The 20,628-nt window shown below is 39.0% G+C and carries 19 protein-coding genes and 2 pseudogenes; 12 read left to right on the top strand and 9 right to left on the bottom strand.

The genetic code is table 11. The features are described 5' to 3' along the window. Nucleotides 1–11: 11 nt before the first annotated feature. From B0185_RS01835 to mepA, 3 genes are all read left to right on the top strand, one after another. On the top strand, nucleotides 12–905 hold the full coding sequence (locus tag B0185_RS01835; RefSeq protein ID WP_039863285.1) for a cation diffusion facilitator family transporter: 894 nt from the start codon (nucleotides 12–14) through the stop codon (nucleotides 903–905). Continuing rightward, entirely contained in the window at nucleotides 905–1,666 is a 762-nt protein-coding gene (locus B0185_RS01840; RefSeq protein ID WP_005706752.1) for a Zn-ribbon-containing protein, read from the top strand. Before B0185_RS01835 ends, B0185_RS01840 begins: the two co-directional genes overlap by 1 nt. A 121-nt stretch (nucleotides 1,667–1,787) precedes the next feature. Next, the gene (gene mepA, locus B0185_RS01845) at nucleotides 1,788–2,615 is read left to right on the top strand and encodes a penicillin-insensitive murein endopeptidase (RefSeq protein ID WP_005706755.1); all 828 of its coding nucleotides are present in this window, start codon (nucleotides 1,788–1,790) and stop codon (nucleotides 2,613–2,615) included. A gap of 107 nt (nucleotides 2,616–2,722) precedes the next feature. On the opposite strand, the pseudogene B0185_RS10105 reads toward mepA, so the two are convergent. The 5 genes and pseudogenes from B0185_RS10105 to glgP all read right to left on the bottom strand — a co-directional run. Beyond that, nucleotides 2,723–3,189, bottom strand: a pseudogene (locus B0185_RS10105) (IS3 family transposase); the annotation flags it as partial. 17 nt (nucleotides 3,190–3,206) lie between these two features. Then, the gene (locus tag B0185_RS10450; protein WP_005706376.1) at nucleotides 3,207–3,440 is read right to left on the bottom strand and encodes an IS3 family transposase; all 234 of its coding nucleotides are present in this window, start codon (nucleotides 3,438–3,440) and stop codon (nucleotides 3,207–3,209) included. An 87-nt stretch (nucleotides 3,441–3,527) separates the two neighbouring features. Continuing rightward, nucleotides 3,528–5,192 (bottom strand): PTS transporter subunit IIBC, encoded by a 1,665-nt coding sequence (locus B0185_RS01860; RefSeq protein ID WP_005706381.1) that lies wholly within the window; start codon nucleotides 5,190–5,192, stop codon nucleotides 3,528–3,530. Between the two features lie 9 nt (nucleotides 5,193–5,201). After that, nucleotides 5,202–5,993, bottom strand: a complete 792-nt coding sequence (locus B0185_RS01865) for an endonuclease/exonuclease/phosphatase family protein (protein ID WP_005706374.1) — start codon at nucleotides 5,991–5,993, stop codon at nucleotides 5,202–5,204. A 9-nt stretch (nucleotides 5,994–6,002) separates the two neighbouring features. After that, nucleotides 6,003–8,270 carry a glycogen/starch/alpha-glucan family phosphorylase gene (gene glgP / locus B0185_RS01870; protein ID WP_005706380.1) on the bottom strand — a complete coding sequence of 756 codons (2,268 nt, stop codon included), beginning with the start codon at nucleotides 8,268–8,270 and terminating at the stop codon, nucleotides 6,003–6,005. Between the two features lie 206 nt (nucleotides 8,271–8,476). Between glgP and B0185_RS01875 the strand changes: the two genes are divergently transcribed. Beyond that, complete coding sequence (locus B0185_RS01875; protein WP_005706379.1) at nucleotides 8,477–9,190, top strand: UTRA domain-containing protein; 714 nt, start codon at nucleotides 8,477–8,479, stop codon at nucleotides 9,188–9,190. A 102-nt stretch (nucleotides 9,191–9,292) separates the two neighbouring features. Here the strand turns inward: B0185_RS01875 and B0185_RS01880 are convergent, their stop codons facing one another. After that, the gene (locus B0185_RS01880) at nucleotides 9,293–9,700 is read right to left on the bottom strand and encodes a MerR family transcriptional regulator (protein WP_005706375.1); all 408 of its coding nucleotides are present in this window, start codon (nucleotides 9,698–9,700) and stop codon (nucleotides 9,293–9,295) included. Nucleotides 9,701–9,821: 121 nt separating this feature from the next. On the opposite strand from B0185_RS01880, the gene B0185_RS01885 reads away from it, so the two are divergent. Further along, entirely contained in the window at nucleotides 9,822–10,958 is a 1,137-nt protein-coding gene (locus B0185_RS01885) for an S-(hydroxymethyl)glutathione dehydrogenase/class III alcohol dehydrogenase (protein ID WP_005706384.1), read from the top strand. Between the two features lie 8 nt (nucleotides 10,959–10,966). After that, on the top strand, nucleotides 10,967–11,794 hold the full coding sequence (fghA, locus tag B0185_RS01890; protein ID WP_005706383.1) for an S-formylglutathione hydrolase: 828 nt from the start codon (nucleotides 10,967–10,969) through the stop codon (nucleotides 11,792–11,794). Between the two features lie 218 nt (nucleotides 11,795–12,012). Here the strand turns inward: fghA and B0185_RS01895 are convergent, their stop codons facing one another. Both B0185_RS01895 and B0185_RS01900 read right to left on the bottom strand, forming a co-directional pair. Continuing rightward, nucleotides 12,013–12,483, bottom strand: coding sequence for a hypothetical protein (locus B0185_RS01895; RefSeq protein WP_005706377.1), 471 nt, complete (start codon nucleotides 12,481–12,483; stop codon nucleotides 12,013–12,015). Next, entirely contained in the window at nucleotides 12,480–12,653 is a 174-nt protein-coding gene (locus tag B0185_RS01900; protein ID WP_005706378.1) for a YoaH family protein, read from the bottom strand. Before B0185_RS01900 ends, B0185_RS01895 begins: the two co-directional genes overlap by 4 nt. Nucleotides 12,654–12,897: 244 nt before the next feature. On the opposite strand from B0185_RS01900, the gene B0185_RS01905 reads away from it, so the two are divergent. Together B0185_RS01905 and B0185_RS01910 are read left to right on the top strand one after the other, a co-directional pair. Continuing rightward, a complete protein-coding gene (locus B0185_RS01905; protein WP_078208073.1) occupies nucleotides 12,898–13,686 on the top strand; it encodes a DNA adenine methylase in 789 nt (262 codons plus the stop codon). Nucleotides 13,687–13,868: 182 nt separating this feature from the next. Next, nucleotides 13,869–14,942 (top strand): leucine-rich repeat domain-containing protein, encoded by a 1,074-nt coding sequence (locus B0185_RS01910; protein ID WP_005705451.1) that lies wholly within the window; start codon nucleotides 13,869–13,871, stop codon nucleotides 14,940–14,942. A 28-nt stretch (nucleotides 14,943–14,970) separates the two neighbouring features. Here the strand turns inward: B0185_RS01910 and B0185_RS01915 are convergent. Next, nucleotides 14,971–15,403, bottom strand: a pseudogene (locus tag B0185_RS01915) (IS1595 family transposase); the annotation flags it as partial. Nucleotides 15,404–15,640: 237 nt separating this feature from the next. On the opposite strand from B0185_RS01915, the gene glmU reads away from it, so the two are divergent. The 4 genes from glmU to B0185_RS01935 all read left to right on the top strand — a co-directional run bounded on the left by glmU (nucleotide 15,641) and on the right by B0185_RS01935 (nucleotide 20,628). Next, nucleotides 15,641–17,008, top strand: coding sequence for a bifunctional UDP-N-acetylglucosamine diphosphorylase/glucosamine-1-phosphate N-acetyltransferase GlmU (gene glmU, locus B0185_RS01920; protein ID WP_005705458.1), 1,368 nt, complete (start codon nucleotides 15,641–15,643; stop codon nucleotides 17,006–17,008). Between the two features lie 58 nt (nucleotides 17,009–17,066). Next, nucleotides 17,067–17,855 (top strand): enoyl-ACP reductase FabI, encoded by a 789-nt coding sequence (fabI, locus tag B0185_RS01925; protein ID WP_005705539.1) that lies wholly within the window; start codon nucleotides 17,067–17,069, stop codon nucleotides 17,853–17,855. A 74-nt stretch (nucleotides 17,856–17,929) separates the two neighbouring features. Then, nucleotides 17,930–19,921: an exoribonuclease II gene (locus B0185_RS01930; RefSeq protein ID WP_005705467.1), complete on the top strand. Its 1,992-nt coding sequence runs from the start codon at nucleotides 17,930–17,932 to the stop codon at nucleotides 19,919–19,921. Nucleotides 19,922–20,001: 80 nt separating this feature from the next. Then, nucleotides 20,002–20,628 (top strand): LysE/ArgO family amino acid transporter, encoded by a 627-nt coding sequence (locus tag B0185_RS01935; protein WP_005705481.1) that lies wholly within the window; start codon nucleotides 20,002–20,004, stop codon nucleotides 20,626–20,628.

Genomic DNA, 20,628 nt, shown 5'->3' on the forward strand with positions numbered 1-20,628 from the left:
TAATTTTAACGATGGAAAAACAATACGCAGTCTTGGTGAGACGCGCTGCTATGTTTGCGATTGCGGTGGCGTGTTTTCTTATTTTATTAAAAGCCTTTGTTTGGTGGAAAACAGGTTCAATTACGATGTTGGCGGCGATGACCGACTCTGTGTTGGATTTATTTGCCTCACTGGTGAGTATGTTCGTGTTGAAATTTGCCTTGCAACCTGCCGATGAAAATCACGCTTTTGGGCATGGCAAAGCAGAATCGCTTGCGGCGATTGCTCAAAGTGCGTTTATTAGCGGTTCAGCGATTTTCATTTTACTGCAAGGCTTCCACAAACTGACTAATCCGCAACTGATTGAAGATTCTCAACTGGGGATTTTAGTCAGTATCGTCTCTATTATTGTGACCGCAGCGTTGGTTATTTATCAGAAAAAAGTGGTAAAGCTCACACAAAGCCCTGCCATTGAAGCGGATTCTCTGCATTACCAAACCGATTTGTTGATGAACGTAGCTATTCTGATTGCGATGGTGCTCAACTTATTTGGCTTGATTTATGCTGATGCGATTTTCGCCATTTTAATTGCCCTTTATATCGCTTTTAATGCCTTGAAAATGCTTTGGGAAGCGGTCAATATTCTGTTAGATATTGCATTGCCACCTGAAGAAATTGAGCAAATTGTAATGATCGCAACCAAACATCCAAACATTATTGGTATACATGATATTCTGACTCGTCGCTCAGGTGCGGTACGTTTTATTCAGATGCATTTGGAATTGGCAGATCATCTTACTCTGTTAGAGGCGCACGATATTGCTGATAGCCTTGAGCAGAAAATTTTGGAAGCATTTCCGATGTCGGAAGTGATTATCCATCAAGAGCCGACTTCAGTAGTGCAACAAGAAAGGGAAAAAGCCTAATGTATCAAGCCGTTGCTTATTTTAATTATGCAAATTTTGAAACCGATCCTGTTACTGTTATTTCTCAAATCATCAATCAGTGGCGTTACAATGGGCAAATTATTGGACGTGAATTTGGAGTAACTTATCATCAAGATCATTTCGAGGCGAGAGTGCCGATTCCTGAACAAGAAAGCCTATTGCCGAAATGGAACAATGAATGGGTGAATGAGGCGTTCCAACAAGCGGGCGAAATTGGCGTAGAATTTGCAGGTTTTGAAATCATCGGGCAGGATTATCAAGCAGATGAAACCAGCCGTGATGAACAGCCTGAATTTTTGATACTCTATACCACGTATTTGGATAGCTGCTCTCCGATTAAATCGGGTAATAGCTTAAAACCTGCACCACTTTATCAACTTTTACAACAAAATCCACCGCTTGCACAGGCGGTAATTAAATGGCAAGAGAGTTGGCAAGCGTGCGATCAGCTACAGATGAATGGCGGTGCATTAGAGCAACCGGCTCTTGCTGAAATTAGCGAATATCAGAGCAAACTGAGCCAACAAGGTATGGCACTTGCTCGTCAGATTGAACAAGAAGTGGGCGTACCTGTCTATTATTATCTCTACCGTTTAGGCAATGATGAACAAGTCGAACATCATCGCACATGCCCTTGCTGTGGTAGGGATTGGAAATTAGCTAAGCCATTGCACGAGATATTCTATTTTCAATGTAAACCATGTCGTTTGATTTCCAATTTGAGTTGGGAGTTGTTGTAAGGTATATGCTTACTTATAAATCACACTCTACGAATCTGGGAAGTTATAAAGAATTGGAGCCCTATAAGGGCTTATTTATACGTAGTCTAAGGGGGGAATCCCTAGGTATATAGGAAACAAAATGAAACTAGCAAAAAATGTATTTATCGTAAGCCTTGCCTTTCTTTCAGGCAGTACAATGGCAACCCAATGGGAAAAAATTCGCAAACCTATTTCTGGGCAACCGCAATCTATCGGTGGCTATAGCAACGGCTGTATTATCGGTGCTCAACCGTTGGCATTAAAGGGCGAAGGCTATCAAGTCATTCGTTCGATAAAAAATCGCTATTACGGGCATCCACAACTTTTAGATTACCTTACCAAATTAGGACAGCGAACAAAAGCTTCGGGACTTCCACCAATTTTAATTGGTGATATGGGAATGCCAGCAGGTGGGCGTTTTTCTGCAGGGCATGCTAGCCACCAAACAGGGTTAGATGCAGATATTTGGTTACGTTTTGGACCGATGGACGATGAAACAGCACGTGACCCAGCTGGTTTAGCAACATTGATGGTTGATCGAGATAGACAGATTGTCGATGAACGAGTTTGGACGCCAGGCCAGTTCAACTTAATTAAATTAGCCGCACAAGATAGCAGAGTGAACCGTATTTTTGTAAACCCTGCAATTAAAGTAAAATTGTGTAACATGGAAAAAGTAGATCGTGCGTGGTTACAAAAAATCCGCCCTTGGTATGGGCATGATTCGCACATTCACGTGCGTTTAAGCTGCCCGCAAGATGCAAAAAATTGTGAAAATCAAGCCGCTTTACCTGCAGGTGATGGCTGTGGGGCTGAATTGTATTCGTGGTTCGAACCAGCACCAAAATCAAGCACACCCAAATCAAAAGTCTTACCTGCCACATCTTATCAGTGCCAGATGATTCTTTCTTCACAGGGGTTAGAGTAGGCTACTATATCAGTTTGGTACCGTCAATTTTACCTTAATAAAAATGAAATACCCGGAAATCAATTGAAATAGAAAAGCCTTTGATCTGACCCCCAAAAGTTAGACTGTTATTTAAAGGACTGCTTTCGATATTGTATCGGACTCAGTCCTTTTAATTTTAATTGGATTCGTTCTTCATTATAGTACCGCACATAATCATTGATAACCTTTTCAAGTTCATCAATGCTAGTAAACGATTTTCCGTGAAAGCACTCCGTTTTCATTCGCCCAAAAAAGCTTTCCATTGCCGCATTATCCAAACAATTCCCTTTTCGAGACATACTTTGAGAAATCCTATTTTTCGCTAATAAGCGTTGATAGCTCGGCAATTTTTTAACCGCTTGTAACAGCATTTCTTGCACTAACATGCCATTTGGGTGACGACTTAATCCATAAGCAATCAGTTCATTATTAAAGCAATCTAAAATTGGGGAAAATAGCACTTTTCATCTTTCACGCTAAATTCGGTAATATCAGTCAGCCACTTCTCATTCGGTTTACTCGCACTAAAATCCTGTTGTAACAGGTTCGGTGCAATTTTGCCTTGTTCACCTATCTGCCGGAGAGAATGGTTTGAACAACACTATGTTTAAATTCAGGAGAGTAAATTCTTTTGCGGTGTAATACCGCTAATCCATGAGTGCCTGAATATTTGTATTGTACAATCCAACATCTAACGGTTTTTGCCGCTAAGTTGAAATGCTTTAATGTGAAAGCAAGATTTTCGTGATGTTCGAAATAGAAATTCACGACTTGTTGTTTGAAAAGTTGATTGTATTTAGTCATAAAAATCTGCACCTTAGTGAGTTGGTTGTTTAGTTCAACTTTTGGGGCGCAGATCAATTCAATGGAGATTTCTTTAAGAGACTTCTCTTACTGTTTAGGAATTTCCGCTCCTGATGAAAGCAAATCTTGAATATCCGATTTCAATACATCTGCTTTTGGTCCGTAAATCGCTTGGATGCCTGTGCCTTTGGCAATAAAGCCCATTGCACCAACTTGTTTCCATTCCGCTTCTTTGCCCACTAATTCTGGGTTATGAACGGTGATACGTAAGCGGGTCATACAAGCATCGACATTCGAGATGTTATCTTTGCCTCCCAGTAAGTTGATGATTTTCACCACTTGTTCACTGGCGTTTGCCACTTTTTTCTCGTCTAATGGTGCTTCGTCTGCATTTTTTGCATCATAGTTGCCGTTGCGGCCTGCGGTGGCAAGGTTAAATTTCTTAATCATAAAATTGGCGATAAAGAACATCACTACAGCGAATAAGATTGAAACCCAGATGAAGTTCACTAAATCCATTCCGATGCCCGCTTTAATTGCCATAGGCGTACGGGTTAAGAACTCGATGTTACCGAATGAATGCACGCGTAAGTCCACAATATCTGCCATCGCAAACGCTGCACCTTGTATTACTGCATACACAAGGTAAAGCGGAAGTGCCACAAACATAAACATATATTCGATTGGCTCGGTTACGCCAGTTAAGAACACTGCAAGGGCAGAAGATAGGAAGATCCCTTTGTACACTTTTTTCTTGTCAGCATCGACATTGATGTACATCGCAAGGGTTAAGCCCATTAAAATACCGCTTGAGCCGATCATTTGACCCACTTTAAAGCGAGCTGGAGTTACATTATTAAGTAATTCGTTGTATTGCACAATATCGCCTGAATCTTTTAAGTTGATGAGGTCAGAAATCCATGCGAGCCATAATGGGTCTTGACCGAATACTTGTTTGCCCGCTTGTGCACCGGTTAAGAATTCATAAGTGCCCCCTAATGAAGTGTAGTTCATTGGGATGGTGAGCATATGGTGCAAGCCGAATGGCAATAAAAGACGCTCTAACGTGCCGTACACAAATGGTGCAAGAATTGGTGCCGAGCTTTGTGAATTGGCAATCCATTCGCCGAAATGATTGATTCCTGTTTGTACGATTGGCCAGAATAAGGCTAAGAAAATCGCCACAATCACAGAGCGGAAAATCACCACAAAAGGCACGAAACGTTTACCATTGAAGAAAGTAAGCACTTCTGGCAATTTACGGAAGTTGTAGTAGTTGTTGAACGTGGTTGCACCCACAAAACCCGCAATAATCCCAACGAATACGCCCATATTTAAAGCGGGTTGTCCGAGAATATTTACGAAGTAATGTGCAACTGGAATCTCGCCTGCGAATATGGTGCTAACGTGTGCAGCTGGATCGCTTAACATTTCCAATTTCACACCAAAGAAATTACCCGTGATTAAGTTAATCAAGATAAACGCTAAGCCAGCCGCGAATGCACCGCCTGCACGTTCATTCGCCCAGCTACCACCAATGGCTAGCGCAAAAAGCAAGTGAAGATTACCAATAATCCCCCAACCAATTTGGGCAATAATGTTTCCCACCATCGCGAGCCAATGGGCATCGCTAATTAACGGCAATGAGTTACCGATACTAACCATTAAACCTGCGGCAGGCATAACGGCAATCACCACCATTAGGCATTTGCCGAATTTTTGCCAAAATTCAAAACTGAGCAGTTTTTTCATTTATATCTCCTACAATAAAAGCTCAACTTCTACACCAAAATGGTCGGATACAATCGGTTTATTTTTGTTATTAAAAATCACCTGACTGGATAAAACCCTTTGGGCTTGATTTAAAAAAATATAATCTAATCGCTTCTCTTGGTTATGTCCTTTCCAACCATCAATCGCTTTTTCTACCGTCACACCGCGGTCTTTTTGCTCGGCAAGTTCAAAGGTATCAAGCAAACCAAGCGATTGAATTTGTTGGTAAGATTGCAAATCGCCAATGGCATCGGTGTTGAAATCACCCATCAAAATTTTGAGATTGCCGCTTTGGCTGCGTTCGACAATGTTACGAATGTTGTCGAGCTGATTTTCGCCTTCGCAGTTTGGCAAATTGATGTGGCAAGAGTAGCAATCAATCCGCTTGCCTTGATATTCCACGGTTAAGCCGAGAATTTTGCGAGAAAGGATGGAATCAAGGCGTTGATGCTGGCTGCAATAAAACGGATCAACTTCGTACACAGGTAAGCGGGTTAAAAAGGCGATGCCTTCGTCATATTTGTCGTAACCGATGTGCGAGTTACTCCAAAAAAGTGAGTATTTTTGCTCTTCACTTTGGTTGATTTTATTGAGTAAAATGACACCGTAGTTATCTGCTTTCAATTCCCGCGAAATGGCAGGAGATGCCATCAATTGATTTACCTCCTGCAATGCAATTACATCATAGCCTTTTTCCACAATGGTATCGGCAAGAATGTCGATTTTTTCCGCTTGGTTATCTTCTAACCAAGCGTGTACGTTGAGGGTCAGTAATTTCATACCTTCCTCTTAGCCCTCACAGTGCCAGATGTCAGCGTTGTATTGCGCAATGGTTCGGTCGGATGAGAAGAAACCTGCTTTGGCAATGTTTTGTACCACTTTTTCGTTCCATCTATCTTGGTCTTCATAATCAGCAAGAATTTGCTCTTTCGCTTTTATATAAGCATCGAAGTCGATTAAGGTCATAAACCAGTCTTTATTCAACAATTCGTTGTAAAGACGAGTTAAGCGCGTTTCGTTGCCTAATTTCACAATTGCAGGATTCAGAATAAAATCAACCGCTTGTTGAATGTTTTTGTCCGCTTCGTAGTAATTTTTTGACACATAGCCTGCAGTTTCATAAAGCTTGATGATGCTTTCTGAATCTTTACCGAAGGTGTAAATGTTTTCCGCCCCCGCTAATTCCGCGATTTCCACGTTCGCCCCGTCCATTGTGCCAAGAGTTAATGCACCGTTTAGCATAAATTTCATATTGCCCGTACCAGATGCTTCTTTTGAGGCAAGGGAAATTTGCTCTGAGATATCGGTGGCAGGAATTAATTTTTCTGCCACGCTCACGTTATAGTTTTCCACTAGGAATACATTTAAATATTGATTTACTTCAGGATCGTTATTAATCAATTCTGATAAACAAAGAATTAAGTGAATAATATCTTGAGCAATAATATAGGCAGGCGCTGCTTTACCGCCAAAAATCACTGTGATTTTACGTTTTGGTAATTTGCCCGCTTTAATTTCAAGATATTTATGAATCACATAAAGTGCATTCATTTGCTGACGTTTATATTCGTGGAAGCGTTTAATTTGCGTATCAATAATAGAATGTTCGTCTAATTCAATACCTTTATTTTCTTTCAGGTATTTTTTCAATGCGAGTTTATTATTAAATTTAATTTCCGCTAATTTTTGATGCACCGCTTTATCATTTTTAAATGCTAATAATTTTTCTAACTCTGTAGCATCGTGCAAATAACCTTCGCCAATTAATGCTTTAATATAAGCAGCTAATTCTTGGTTTGAAAATTCTAACCAACGACGGAACGTAATCCCATTAGTTTTATTATTGAATTTTTCAGGATAAATTGCATAGAATGATTTTAATTCTGAATTTTTTAAAATTTCGGTATGCAATGCTGCTACGCCATTCACCGAATTAGAGAAGTGAATATCCATATGTGCCATATGCACACGTTTGTGTTCATCAATAATTTGCACCGCAGGGTCTTTATAGGCTTTGCGAATTAATTGATCTAATTTTTTAATAATTACCACAAGGTGCGGAACCACTTCATTTAAATAAGCTAACGGCCATTTTTCTAAGGCTTCTGCAAGAATTGTGTGGTTGGTATAACCCACCATATTACGGACAATTTCTACCGCTTCATCAAATTTCAAATGATGTTTTTTGGTTAATAAACGAATTAATTCAGGAATCACCATTGAAGGGTGCGTATCATTAATTTGCACATAAGCATAATCTGCTAAATCGTGTAAATTACTGCCACGTTCAATCGCTTCATCAATTAACAATTGTGCTGCATTCGATACCATAAAGTATTGTTGATAAATACGTAATAACTCGCCATTTTTATCAGAATCATCTGGGTAAAGGAATAACGTCAGATTTTCTTTAATTCTGGTTTTATCAAATTCGATGCCAGTTTCAATAAGATTATAATTTAAGGCTTGAATATCGAATAAATTCAGATAGTTTTTGCTCTCCTTTTTATAGCCTAAAATATCTATACGATCTAATTTAGAGGTTAAAGTAAAGTGTTTGAACGGCACTTCATAGCTGATTTCTGTTGGAATTAACCAAGAATTCTCTTCAATCCAATTATTTGGCTCTGCGTGCTGTTCATTCTTTTTAAATACTTGTTTAAATAAACCGCAGTGATAATTTAAGCCCACGCCTTCTGCGTTCAAACCTAAAGTGGACATCGAATCAATAAAGCAAGAGGCTAAACGACCTAAGCCACCATTTCCTAAAGACGGCTCGGGTTCAATATCTTCAATATGGCTTAATGATTTCCCCGCTTCAGCTAATTCGACTTTGATCTCTTGATAAATTCCAAGGTTAATTAAGTTATTTGATAATAATTTACCAATTAAAAACTCCGCTGAAATGTAGTAAACCTTGCGTTTTGCGGTATTTTTTGGCTTATCCGCAGAAATTTCTTTGACGTAATTTAATAATTGAACGTAAATTTCACGATCACTAAGTTGTTCTAATGTTTTATGAGTAGTGGTTTGTACGAAGGTACTAAATTGGGTCATTGTAATGTTCCTTTTTAAAATTAAGAATTGTGGTGCATTTTACTCTAAACTGATTCTCAATCAATTACTTTTACGTAAAAGTCAGTTTTTTTATATGAAATTGTGATGTGGATCACGTTTTTACGTATAACTTATCTGGTTTTATGGTATGCTATAAAACATATAAAGGAATAACGAATAGAGTAAGCATAAAAGAAAGGGTAAAAATGAGTAAATATAAGCAAGTTTATAGTGAAATTAAAACCCAGATTAGCCAAGGACTTTTAGCACCTAATCAAGAATTACCGAGCGAAAATGAGCTGATGCAAAGCTATGGTTTTTCTAAGGATACCATTCGCAAGGCATTGTCTTTGCTTGAAATGGATGGCTATATTCAGAAACAACAAGGCAGAAATTCCATTATTTTAGAGCGTGATTTATTAAAATTACAACCGCTTTCTGAACTTAAAACGATGAGTGAGCTAAACCATAAATTTACCCATCAAGTGAAAACGCTCCTTTCTAGCTTATATATTGTGCAAGGCGAAGAGACACTTATGCGGATCTTTAATGTAAATGATCAAATAGACTTTTACCGTATAAGTCGCCATCGTGAAATAGATGGCGAAGCTGTGGAATATGAGATTTCTTATTTTGATCGACGGATTGTGCCTTTTATTAGCCGTGAAATTGCTGAACAATCTATCTATCGCTATTTAGAAAATGAACTTGGCTTGAAAATTAGCTATTCTCAACGGGAAATTAGCTTCCGTTATGCTAATGATGAAGAAAAAGAGAAAATGGATTTAGGTGAATATGATATGGTGGTTAGTGTTACCAGCACAACTTATTTAGCTGATGGTCGTCCATTTCAATACGGCAGTATTAGTTATCGCCCAGATAAAATTACCTTTGCTTCAACGGCAAAACGCTATGTTTAGCCCTAAAAAACCGCTCGAAATAGCGGTTTATTTTTAGCTAGATTTTGCAAATCTCTCTTTCAAAATTCCTTCCAATACCGTGATTTGAGCACTTATCCTCTTTTAGACTGTTTCAGGAATCTGCGGTAAATTCACGGCTTCCACCGAGCCTAATGCTTTCGCTTTTTGATAAAATGCTAACTTATATTCTAGTAAGTCTAAATAGCGTTTTAATTCGGCAATTTGACACTTCACATTTTCTGTTTGATTTTCAAATAAGGAAAGGCGTTCTTCAATAGTATCGTCGCCAAGAATAGTACACTCAGCGAAGCGTTTGATGTCTTTTAAGCTCATTCCCGTATTCTTCAAGCATTGCAATAAACTCAACCATTGCAAATCGTTATCGGTAAAACGGCGATTACCGTATTCATCACGTCCGACATTAGGTAACAAGCCTTCTTTGTCATAAAAGCGTAAGGTGTAGGCGGAGATACCGATTTTTTCAGCAGCTTTAGCGGTGGTGTAAGTCATTTTTTCTTCTCTCTAAACAAAAATGGTAAAAAACACTTGCTTTAGAGTGAACTCTAAAGTGTAAACTGTTGCTATCTTGCTTAGGCAAGGCAACTTTGTCAATGAATTAAGAGGAAAAACAATGGAAATTAAACAAATCAACTCAACCATCAAATCTCGTGCAGCGGTGGCATTCGCCCCAAATCAACCCTTACAAATTGTGGAAATCGATGTAGAAATGCCTCGCAAAGGCGAAGTGTTAATCCGCAATACTCACACGGGCGTGTGCCACACCGATGCGTTTACGTTATCAGGAAGCGATCCTGAAGGGGTATTCCCTGTGGTGCTAGGACACGAAGGTGCGGGTGTGGTTGTCGCGATTGGCGAAGGTGTGTTAAGCGTAAAACCAGGCGATCACGTTATTCCGCTTTACACCGCTGAATGTGGCGAATGTGAGTTTTGTCGTTCAGGTAAAACCAACTTATGCGTCTCAGTGCGTGATACACAAGGTAAAGGTTTAATGCCAGATGGCACGACGCGTTTTTCTTATCAAGGTCAGCCGATCTATCACTATATGGGCTGTTCAACCTTCAGTGAATACTCAGTTGTTGCCGAAGTATCACTGGCAAAAATCAACCCAGAAGCGAACCACGAACAAGTATGTTTACTTGGCTGTGGCGTTACCACAGGTATTGGTGCGGTACATAACACAGCAAAAGTGCAAGAAGGCGACTCTGTTGCCGTGTTTGGCTTGGGCGCGATTGGTTTGGCTGTGGTGCAAGGTGCGCGTCAAGCCAAAGCGGGTCGCATTATCGCTATTGATACTAATCCTGCAAAATTCGAGTTGGCAAAACAGTTTGGTGCAACGGATTGTTTAAATCCGAACGATTACGATAAACCAATCAAAGATGTGTTGTTAGATATTAATAAATGGGGCATTGACCATACCTTTGAATGTATCGGTAATGTAAACGTAATGCGTCAAGCATTAGAAAGTGCACACCGTGGTTGGGGACAATCCATTATCATCGGCGTAGCGGGTGCAGGACAAGAAATTTCAACGCGTCCGTTCCAATTGGTAACAGGCCGAGTTTGGAAAGGCACGGCATTTGGCGGTGTGAAAGGCCGCTCTGAACTGCCGAAAATGGTGGAAGATTCAATGAAAGGCGACATCCAGTTAGAACCGTTTGTGACTCACACAATGCCACTCGATCAAATCAATGAGGCCTTTGAGTTAATGCACGAAGGTAAATCGATCCGCACTGTTATTCATTACTAAGGTACGTTATGAAACTGATTGAACAACATCAAATTTTTGGCGGTTTACAGCAAGTTTGGGCGCATAATGCCCAAATGTTGCAATGCGAAATGAAATTTGCCGTCTATTTGCCAAATAATCCAGAAAATCGACCGCTTGGCGTAATTTATTGGCTTTCAGGCTTAACTTGTACAGAACAAAATTTCATTACTAAATCGGGCTTTCAGCGTTATGCGGCAGAACATCAAGTAATTGTGGTTGCCCCCGATACCAGCCCGCGTGGAGAGCAAGTGCCGAACGATGCAGCTTACGATTTAGGGCAAGGTGCGGGTTTTTATCTTAATGCGACCGAGCAGCCTTGGGCGACGAATTATCGGATGTATGATTATATCTTGAACGAATTGCCAGGTCTGATTGAAGTAAATTTCCCTACCAACGGCAAACGTTCTATTATGGGACATTCAATGGGTGGACACGGTGCATTGGTATTAGCACTGAGAAACCAAGAACGTTATCAAAGTGTTTCTGCCTTTTCGCCTATTTTGTCGCCAAGCCTTGTGCCTTGGGGAGAAAAGGCCTTTATTGCTTATTTAGGGGAAGATCGTGAAAAATGGCAGCAATATGATGCCAGCTCGCTTATTCAACAAGGCTATAAAGTGCAAGGTATGCGTATTGATCAGGGCTTGGAAGATGAATTTTTGCCGACACAATTGCGTACCGAAGATTTTATCGAAACCTGTCGTACGGCAAATCAACCGGTCGATGTGCGCTTCCACAAAGGCTACGATCATAGCTATTACTTCATCGCCAGTTTTATTGGTGAGCATATTGCCTATCATGTAGCATTTTTGAAGTAACTAAACGGTAGCTGTTTCCAAAGCTTTTCGATGAGCAGGTACGGTTAATTGACAAATAAGTATCTAAAAATATGACTGTAACTGTAGTAGTGTGCTAGCAAGGTTGGAATAGAGAGAAGGTTTTTATCCAGATATCGGCTATGCAAAAAATCTGCACCTTAATTAGTTGATTGCTGAGTTCAACTTTTGAGGGCAGATTTTTATCTGATGCTTATATATTATTTTACAACTTCAAATGAAATATTTTTAAATACGTAGTTACCTATTTGTACTTCCATTTCATATTTACCAATTGGATCTGATTTATCAAATTTCCAACAACGAGTGATATTTTCTTTATCTTTTGCAATAACATCACCAACAACTAAGAAACTTTTTTTGTCTTCTGATGCGGTAACACTCATTCCTTCAGAGGCGAAATTGGTTGGTGCAGGTGCATAAAATGCTTCTGCAACGCGCATTCTACCTGTTAACGGTACATTGAGGGAGCTCCAACAAAGTCGTTGATTTTTGCTGTGAGAAATTTTATTACCTTTTACAGGACGCGGAGATTTTGAGCTAAAATCATATACGTTTAAAACTACTGCAGGCTGACCATTAGTAGGATCTGCAACTTTGGTTTCTGTTTTAGGTGCTGCTATTGCAGTTGCAGAAACAAGTGCTAGTGTTGCAATCATCATTTTTTTCATTTAATTTTCTCCGTTTTATCTAATTGATTCTGTTGATATTTTTCTCTTAACTGATTCGCGACAATTTGAATTGCTTGTCCCATACTGATGCCTTGTTGTGCAAGTTTCTGGATTTTTTCAACCGCTTCTTGTTGTTGCTCATGCGTTAATGAAAGTAATGCATTATCCATTTTGTTTCTCTTTTTGTCTAATAAAAATACACAAATAGTAATGTAAATATTTGTTATTATAATTCAATCACTTACACATCTCAAATTTATCTCATTTCCGAAACCTTTCCATTTTTTCCGAAACTCATTTGTTAACCACTCATATTTATTCAGCCCGTTTGTCTGAATAAATTAGAAAAGGAATAATAACGACAAACAAACAACATTTAAAGCTGCACCATTGCCATTTATAGGTCAGAAACGCATGTTTCTCAAGCACGTCAAAACCGTGTTAGACAAACACATTGATGGAGAGGGTGAAGGTTGGACGATTGTGGACGTATTTGGTAGTAGTGGTTTATTAAGTCATACAGCAAAACAGCTCAAACCAAAAGCAACTGTGATTTATAACGATTTTGATGGCTACACCGAGCGATTAAAGCACATTGACGACATCAACCGATTACGCCAAATTATCTTTAATCACTTACACGGTATTGTACCAAAAAATGGACGTTTAAGCAAGGAAGTTAAGGCTGAAATTATCAATAAAATCAACAATTTCAAGGGTTATAAAGACCTAAATTGCTTGGCTTCTTGGTTGCTATTTTCAGGTCAGCAAGTTGGTAGTTTTGAGGCATTATTTGCTAAAGATTTCTGGAACTGTGTTCGCCAAAGTGATTACCTCACGGCTGATGGCTATTTAGATGGCATTGAGATTGTCAGCGAGTCATTTCATAAACTGATTCCACGCTATCAGATCCAAGAAAAAGTGTTATTATTGCTTGATCCGCCTTACTTATGCACGCATCAAGAAAGTTATAAGCAATCTACTTACTTTGATTTGATTGATTTTTTACGCCTAATCAACCTCACCAAACCGCCTTATATCTTCTTCAGCAGCACGAAAAGTGAGTTTATTCGCTATCTAGACTATATGCAGGAGAGCAAGACAGATAATTGGCAGGCGTTTGAGGGATATGAGCGAATTGTGGTTAAAGCATCTGCTTCCAAAGATGGGATTTATGAAGATAATATGATTTATAAGTTCTAAATTTAAACCCTCTTTAAAGCCAATTTAAAGAGGGTTTTTGCATTTTATTTTGTGAGCTTACACCACCAATTTTAAAACCAACCACGTAATAAAAGAAAAATGGTACAGCGACAAATCATGTCGTATAAGTTTGACAAAACACTGCTATACTATGCCAGATATATCCTAGATGAGAAAATTTTATGAACAAAAACTTACAAACTACGCCTAGAACAAAGAAAGCTAAACTTGCTTGGTGGAATGATCTTGATAAAAAATGGAAAGAACTATTTATAAATTGTGTAGAAGATAATATTGATAGAGAGTTGCATGATTTATTATATGACTCCTCATCTATAGGAGATGAATTAAAAGAAAAAGAACGCATTTTAACTAAACGCTGGGACGGATTTTTTAAAAAAGAAAATAATTCTAAAGAATTATGTTTCTCGGATAAATTTTATGATATTAGAGACAACCCGATTAATTATATTAATTATTTAGTCAAAATAAATATTATAACAGAGATTCCTGAATACTATCCCTATGATATTCCAGATTCCAAACTTAAAGAGAAAGATATTTCTCCGCTCTCTTTTCTTATTCATTTAAAATATCTCAATTTCTCAGAGAATAGGGTGAGAGATCTTTCCCCTCTAAAAAACCTAAAGAAATTGAAAAATCTAAACTTTTATCGAAATTGGGTAAAAGATGTTTCACCATTAGCGAATCTAAAACAATTAACCTATATAGATGGTTCCTGTAACCATATTAATGATCTATCACCATTAAGTATACTTAGCAAGTTAGAATATTTAAATTGCAACGCTAATAGAATAGAAAAATTATTCGATAAAAATCATTGCTTAGTAAATTTAAAAGAGTTAGATCTTCGTAATAACAATATTACTGACATATCCAGCTTAAGTACAATGAAAAAATTGATAAAACTAAATTTAGATAATAACCCAGAAAATTATTTCTATCCTAAAAAAAGAGGAATTAAAGGTATCACCTCTATTAAATCTTTACAGGAACTTAAAAATTTAACTTTCTTAAGTCTTAGAGGTCATTTAATCTATGATATCTCACCATTGGATAAACTAACTAAACTTGAGTATTTAATTTTAAGTAAAAATAAAATTCATGATATATCTTATTTAGCCAAGCTAAAAAATTTAACTAATTTAGATATTTCAGGTAACCTAATTAGTAAAAATGATATAAAATGGTTGAAAAAACGGCTTCCAAAATGCAAAATTATCTCTGACCATTAAAAATATGGGGCGTTACTCCGCCCCATACTTACTTTAATAAATCATTTTGGGACTGTACTAGATAACTAGACCAAACACCCCTTAATTCACTATTGTTAAAACGCCATTCACATTCCTTTAAATATAGCTCAAAATACTCTTGGGAATGTCATTAAACTTCCGCAAATGGCGTTTTGCTTGATTTCAAAAATTCTCAATTCCGTTTATATGGTTATGATTTTCAGCAAAATGCGTGCTGTAATTGAGGCGAAAATGGCTAAATTCACTGATATCAAGCACATCATAACTACGAAAGGTATCCGTATGCTATCAGGCTTAACTTTCTCTCGGATAATTGGCAATAATGTCTCTGATTGCGCATTAGGGACGACGATGCTATAAACGTTGCCATTTCGTTTGAGAAGCCCAAATACCGCGATTTTTCCCACGGCGCCGCAACGACGTTTACCTTTCCGAGTACCCTAAATAGGATTTTTAGTCGTTATTTAGTACAGTCTCTAGTTTAATTTTGTAAAGGAAAAGTAGTTTTTTGAGACGTATTTGAATTTTCCGTTTACCCATTAAGTAGGGAGAAAATGTTTTGAAAATGAAGTTTATGTATGTAATTATGTGATTTATAAGATTATTTTGCCTACTGTCGTAGGGCTCTATTTTCTGATAGAATATGCCTAATTTTTTCTTTTAAAAGGGATGTTTTTATGACACAACCATTAAGCGTGGTGATTTTAGCTGCGGGCAAAGGTACGCGTATGTATTCTGATTTACCAAAAGTATTACACCCAATTGCGGGCAAGCCGATGGTAAAACACGTTATTGATACGGTCAAACAACTTGATGCACGCCAAATCAACTTAATCTACGGTCATGGTGCTGATTTATTAAAAGATCGTTTAGCTTACGAACCTGTGAATTGGGTTTTCCAAGCAGAACAGCTTGGCACAGGACACGCAATGCAACAAGCCGCCCCTTTCTTTGCTGATGATGAAAATGTGTTAATGCTTTATGGCGATGCGCCGTTAATCCAAAAAGAAACATTAGAACGCTTAATTGCAGCAAAACCTGAAAATGGGATCGCACTTTTAACGGTGAAATTAGACAACCCGACGGGCTACGGTCGTATTATTCGCGAAAATGGTTCTGTGGTCGCGATTGTGGAGCAAAAAGATGCCAATGAAGAGCAGCTGAAAATCCAAGAAGTGAATACAGGCGTGATGGTGGCAAGCGGTGCGAGTTTCAAAAAATGGTTGGGCAATTTAAATAATAACAACGCACAAGGTGAGTATTACATTACCGATGTGATTGCAATGGCAAATGCAGAGGGCTTCCAAGTGCAGGCTGTTCAAGCTACAGAATATATGGAAGTAGAAGGTGCAAATAATCGTTTGCAACTAGCTGCATTAGAACGTTTCTATCAGAAAAAACAAGCTGAAAAATTGATGCTTGCAGGTGTGACTTTACTTGATCCAAACCGTTTTGATATTCGCGGAACGATTGAACACGGCAAAGATGTAACCATTGATGTGAACGTGATTTTAGAAGGCTCGGTGAAACTGGGTAACAACGTGAAAATCGGTGCAGGTTGTGTGCTGAAAAACGTAGTAATTGGCGATAACGTGGAAATCAAACCTTATTCTGTGTTGGAAGATTCTGTGGTGGGTGCGAAATCAGCGATTGGTCCATTCTCACGCTTACGCCCAGGGGCAGAGTTAGCCGAAGAAGCACACGTGGGCAACTTCGTGGAGATCAAAAAAGCGATCGTCGGCAAAGGCTCAAAAGTGAACCACTTAACTTACATTGGCGATGCAGAAATTGGTAGCAATGTAAATGTAGGTGCTGGTGTGATTACTTGCAACTACGATGGTGCAAACAAATTTAAAACCATCATCGGCGATGATGTATTCGTTGGTTCAGACAGCCAATTAGTTGCCCCTGTTGAAATTGCCAAAGGTGCAACCATTGGTGCCGGTGCAACCATCACCAAAAACGTGGGTGAAGGCGAATTAGTGATTACCCGTGTGGCACAAAAACATATTCAAGGTTGGAAACGTCCGACCAAACAGAAATAATCCCCCAAGCGGTCGAATTTTCTATATAATTTGCAAAATTTTTTAAAGAGGAAAAATTATGGGTTTTTTAACTGGTAAACGCATTTTAATTACAGGTTTAGCAAGCAATCGTTCAATCGCATACGGTATTGCACAAGCGATGCACCGTGAAGGGGCAGAACTTGCGTTCACTTATTTAAACGATAAATTAAAAGGTCGTGTAGAAGAGTTCGCAAAAGAGTTCGGTTCAGACATCATTTTACCGATGGACGTGTCAGAAGATCAAAACATCACAGATTGTTTCGCACAATTAAGCCAACGTTGGGAAAAATTTGACGGTTTCGTTCACTCAATTGGTTTTGCACCAGCAGACCAATTAGATGGCGACTATGTGGCAGCAGCAACGCGTGAAGGTTTCCGCATTGCACATGACATCAGTGCATACAGCTTTGTGGCAATGGCACAAGCGGCTCGCCCATTCTTAAACCCTAACTCAGCATTATTAACCCTTTCATACTTAGGTGCTGAGCGTGCAATTCCTAACTACAACGTAATGTGTTTAGCAAAAGCGTCATTAGAAGCAAGCACACGCGTAATGGCAGCAGATTTAGGTAAAGAAAGTATTCGTGTAAATGCGATTTCTGCAGGTCCAATCCGTACTTTAGCAGCTTCTGGTATTAAAGACTTCAAAAAAATGTTGTCTAATTTTGAGAAAACAGCTCCTTTACGCCGTACTGTAACGATTGAAGATGTGGGTAACTCAGCTGCATTCTTATGTTCAGACTTAGCTGGTGGTATCACAGGTGAAGTGGTTCACGTAGATGCAGGTTTTAGCATCGTGGCAATGGGTGATATTAGTGCGGAATAATTGCCTAAGTTGAACTAAAATTAACCATTTTTGCCCGCCCTTGTACAGGGTGGGCTTTTTATTAAGAGAGAATTATGTTTTCAAACAATCCCCTTTTGACTCAATTAAAACAGCAAATGGAAGCTAATAAAGAATATGCAGAAGGACGCGTTAAAGCGACCGATAAATCTTACGGCTTTTTAGAATGCGAAAAAGAGAGCTTTTTTATTCCGCCTACGGAAATGAAAAAAGTGATGCACGGTGATACTGTAAAAGCGGTGGTAAAACGTGAGGGTGATAAGGCTTCAGTAGAAATTGATAGCTTAATTGAACCAATGTTAGACCGCTTTATTGCTCAAGTTCGCTACAATCGCGAGGGTAAATTACAGCTTGTAGTGGATCATCCAAGCATTAAAAATATCATTTCAGCCAATACACACAAAAGTGTAAAAGAAAAATTGGAAAACGGTGATTGGGTTGTGGCACAACTTAAAACCCACCCATTGCGTGATGATCGCTTTTTCTTTGCTCAAGTGACGCAATTTATTTGCCACGAAAGCGATAATTTCGCCCCGTGGTGGGTAACGTTGGCTCGCCACGAACAACCGCGTGAGCCTGTGGCAACCGAGAAACGTTATAGTTTAAATGATGAATTAACACGTCAAGATTTAACCGATCTTTATTTCACCACCATTGACAGCGAAAGTACGCAAGATATGGACGATGCTTTGTTTATCAAGCCAATTGAAGAGAATGGTACACAAACGGGCTGGCGTTTGGTGGTAGCTATTGCCGATCCAACAGCGTATATTCCAGAAGATTCAGCGATTGAAAAAGCGGCTCGCCAACGTTGTTTTACCAACTACTTACCTGGTTTTAACATTCCAATGTTACCGCGTGAATTATCGGATGACCTTTGTTCGCTTGTGCCTAATGCGAAACGCCCAGCGTTGGTGGGTTATATCGAAACCGATTTAGCGGGCAATATTAACAAAGAAGTGGAGTTTGTTTCAGCTTGGGTGGAGAGCAAAGCAAAATTGGTCTATGACCATGTTTCAGACTATTTAGAAGGCGTTGAAAATGCGTGGCAGCCTGAAAATGAACACGTGAAACAGCAGATTGACTGGTTGCATCAATTCACGCAGGCTCGCATTAACTGGCGTAAAGAAAATGCCTTGATGTTCAATGAGCAAGGCGATTATTCATTTGAGCTAAATGAAGATGGTTCTGTGCGTGAAATTCACCTTGACTTCCGTCGTATCGCCAACCAAATCATTGAAGAGTCGATGATTATTGCTAACATCTGTGCTGCACAATTCTTGGCAAATCACGCCAAAACGGGTGTATTCAACACCCATGCAGGGTTTGAACCAAAAAATATGGAAGCCGTTAGAACCTTCTTGTTAAATACTTTAACTGATGAGACCACAGCAGAGGATCAACTTGCTGAGCTTAATGATCGTTATTCTGCAGAAAAATTGGCAACATTAGAAGGATACTGTGCAATGCAACGTGATGTGCGTGAGTTCCCAGAAAACTTCTTGGAGCTACGTTTGCGCCGTTATCTCACTTTTGCAGAATTTAAAGCGGAAGTTGCTCCGCACTTTGGCTTGGGAATCAGCCATTACGCGACTTGGACCTCGCCAATCCGTAAATATGGCGATATGGTAAACCACCGTTTAATTAAGCAAGTGTTGGCAGGCAAAGAGATCAATTGCGTTGAGCAGAGTATTTTAGACCGCTTGCAAGAAGCACGTAAGCAAAATCGAATGGTCGAGCGTGATATTGCCGATTGGTTATACGCTCGCTACTTACATCCGATGGTGGAACAAGCGGTCGAATTTGAGTGCGAACTTGCAGATGTTTCACGTGGTGGCTTACGTGCAAAAGTAATTGACAACGGGGCTTCTATTTTCGTGCCATTTTCAACACTTCACGATGAGAAAACTGAAATGGATTTCCGCCCTGAGGAATTAGCGATTTACATTAAAGGGGAGAAAGCTTACCAAATCGGGCAGAAAGTGAGAGTAAAACTCACCGAAGTACGATTAGATACCCGCTCAATTGTAGGGCAAGTAGTTGAGTAATAAGTTGATTTAAAATATACAAGCGGTTGATTTTTGTAAGAGTTTTACGAAAATGAACCGCTTATTTTTTGGAGAGTATAATGGAGTTTTTTATTCAAGGTCTAATTGTTTGCTTCGGTTTGATTGTTTCCATTGGGGCACAAAATGCTTTTTTACTTAAGCAAGGCATTTTAAAACAGCACGTTTTTGCTGTTGCATTAATTTGTTTTCTAGGCGATGTGTTTTTGATGACGGTTGGTGTATTAGGGCTTGGAGAATTGATTAGTCGATTACCTGTTGTGAGCTTGCTTCTAGCTATTCTTGGAGCTGTTTTTCTTTTTACGTATGGAAGTCGATCTTTTCTAAATATATTTAAAGCAGATGGAGCTTTAACGCAGAGTAGTGAAAATATAACAAGTTTAAAACGTATCTTGATGGTTACTTTTGCGGTTACGTTTTTAAATCCGCACGTTTATATTGATACGGTAGCGATTTTAGGTGCGATTGGAGGAAAACTCGCTTTCAGCGAGAAAATTGCTTTTTTATTTGGAGCATTAAGTTGCTCATTCATTTGGTTTTTTGGGATAGGTTATGGAGCGGGATTTTTTGCTCCTTACCTTGCTAAACGCCGTACTTGGCAGATACTAGATTTTATTACGGGTGTGATAATGTTTGTGATTGCAGCAAGTCTTGTCATGTATGCTTGGCGTTTAATAATGCAACTTTAA

Origin of the sequence: Haemophilus parahaemolyticus (assembly GCF_002015035.1) — a bacterium.
GTDB lineage: Bacteria > Pseudomonadota > Gammaproteobacteria > Enterobacterales > Pasteurellaceae > Haemophilus_A > Haemophilus_A parahaemolyticus.

What these genes read in the sequence shown, in the direction of transcription:
- B0185_RS01835 (WP_039863285.1), top strand. Translation starts at nt 12, where the DNA reads ATGGAAAAACAATACGCAGTCTTGGTGAGACGCGCTGCTATGTTTGCG.
- B0185_RS01840 (WP_005706752.1), top strand. Translation starts at nt 905, where the DNA reads ATGTATCAAGCCGTTGCTTATTTTAATTATGCAAATTTTGAAACCGAT.
- mepA (WP_005706755.1), top strand. Translation starts at nt 1,788, where the DNA reads ATGAAACTAGCAAAAAATGTATTTATCGTAAGCCTTGCCTTTCTTTCA.
- B0185_RS10450 (WP_005706376.1), bottom strand. Translation starts at nt 3,440, where the DNA reads ATGACTAAATACAATCAACTTTTCAAACAACAAGTCGTGAATTTCTAT.
- B0185_RS01860 (WP_005706381.1), bottom strand. Translation starts at nt 5,192, where the DNA reads ATGAAAAAACTGCTCAGTTTTGAATTTTGGCAAAAATTCGGCAAATGC.
- B0185_RS01865 (WP_005706374.1), bottom strand. Translation starts at nt 5,993, where the DNA reads ATGAAATTACTGACCCTCAACGTACACGCTTGGTTAGAAGATAACCAA.
- glgP (WP_005706380.1), bottom strand. Translation starts at nt 8,270, where the DNA reads ATGACCCAATTTAGTACCTTCGTACAAACCACTACTCATAAAACATTA.
- B0185_RS01875 (WP_005706379.1), top strand. Translation starts at nt 8,477, where the DNA reads ATGAGTAAATATAAGCAAGTTTATAGTGAAATTAAAACCCAGATTAGC.
- B0185_RS01880 (WP_005706375.1), bottom strand. Translation starts at nt 9,700, where the DNA reads ATGACTTACACCACCGCTAAAGCTGCTGAAAAAATCGGTATCTCCGCC.
- B0185_RS01885 (WP_005706384.1), top strand. Translation starts at nt 9,822, where the DNA reads ATGGAAATTAAACAAATCAACTCAACCATCAAATCTCGTGCAGCGGTG.
- fghA (WP_005706383.1), top strand. Translation starts at nt 10,967, where the DNA reads ATGAAACTGATTGAACAACATCAAATTTTTGGCGGTTTACAGCAAGTT.
- B0185_RS01895 (WP_005706377.1), bottom strand. Translation starts at nt 12,483, where the DNA reads ATGAAAAAAATGATGATTGCAACACTAGCACTTGTTTCTGCAACTGCA.
- B0185_RS01900 (WP_005706378.1), bottom strand. Translation starts at nt 12,653, where the DNA reads ATGGATAATGCATTACTTTCATTAACGCATGAGCAACAACAAGAAGCG.
- B0185_RS01905 (WP_078208073.1), top strand. Translation starts at nt 12,898, where the DNA reads ATGTTTCTCAAGCACGTCAAAACCGTGTTAGACAAACACATTGATGGA.
- B0185_RS01910 (WP_005705451.1), top strand. Translation starts at nt 13,869, where the DNA reads ATGAACAAAAACTTACAAACTACGCCTAGAACAAAGAAAGCTAAACTT.
- glmU (WP_005705458.1), top strand. Translation starts at nt 15,641, where the DNA reads ATGACACAACCATTAAGCGTGGTGATTTTAGCTGCGGGCAAAGGTACG.
- fabI (WP_005705539.1), top strand. Translation starts at nt 17,067, where the DNA reads ATGGGTTTTTTAACTGGTAAACGCATTTTAATTACAGGTTTAGCAAGC.
- B0185_RS01930 (WP_005705467.1), top strand. Translation starts at nt 17,930, where the DNA reads ATGTTTTCAAACAATCCCCTTTTGACTCAATTAAAACAGCAAATGGAA.
- B0185_RS01935 (WP_005705481.1), top strand. Translation starts at nt 20,002, where the DNA reads ATGGAGTTTTTTATTCAAGGTCTAATTGTTTGCTTCGGTTTGATTGTT.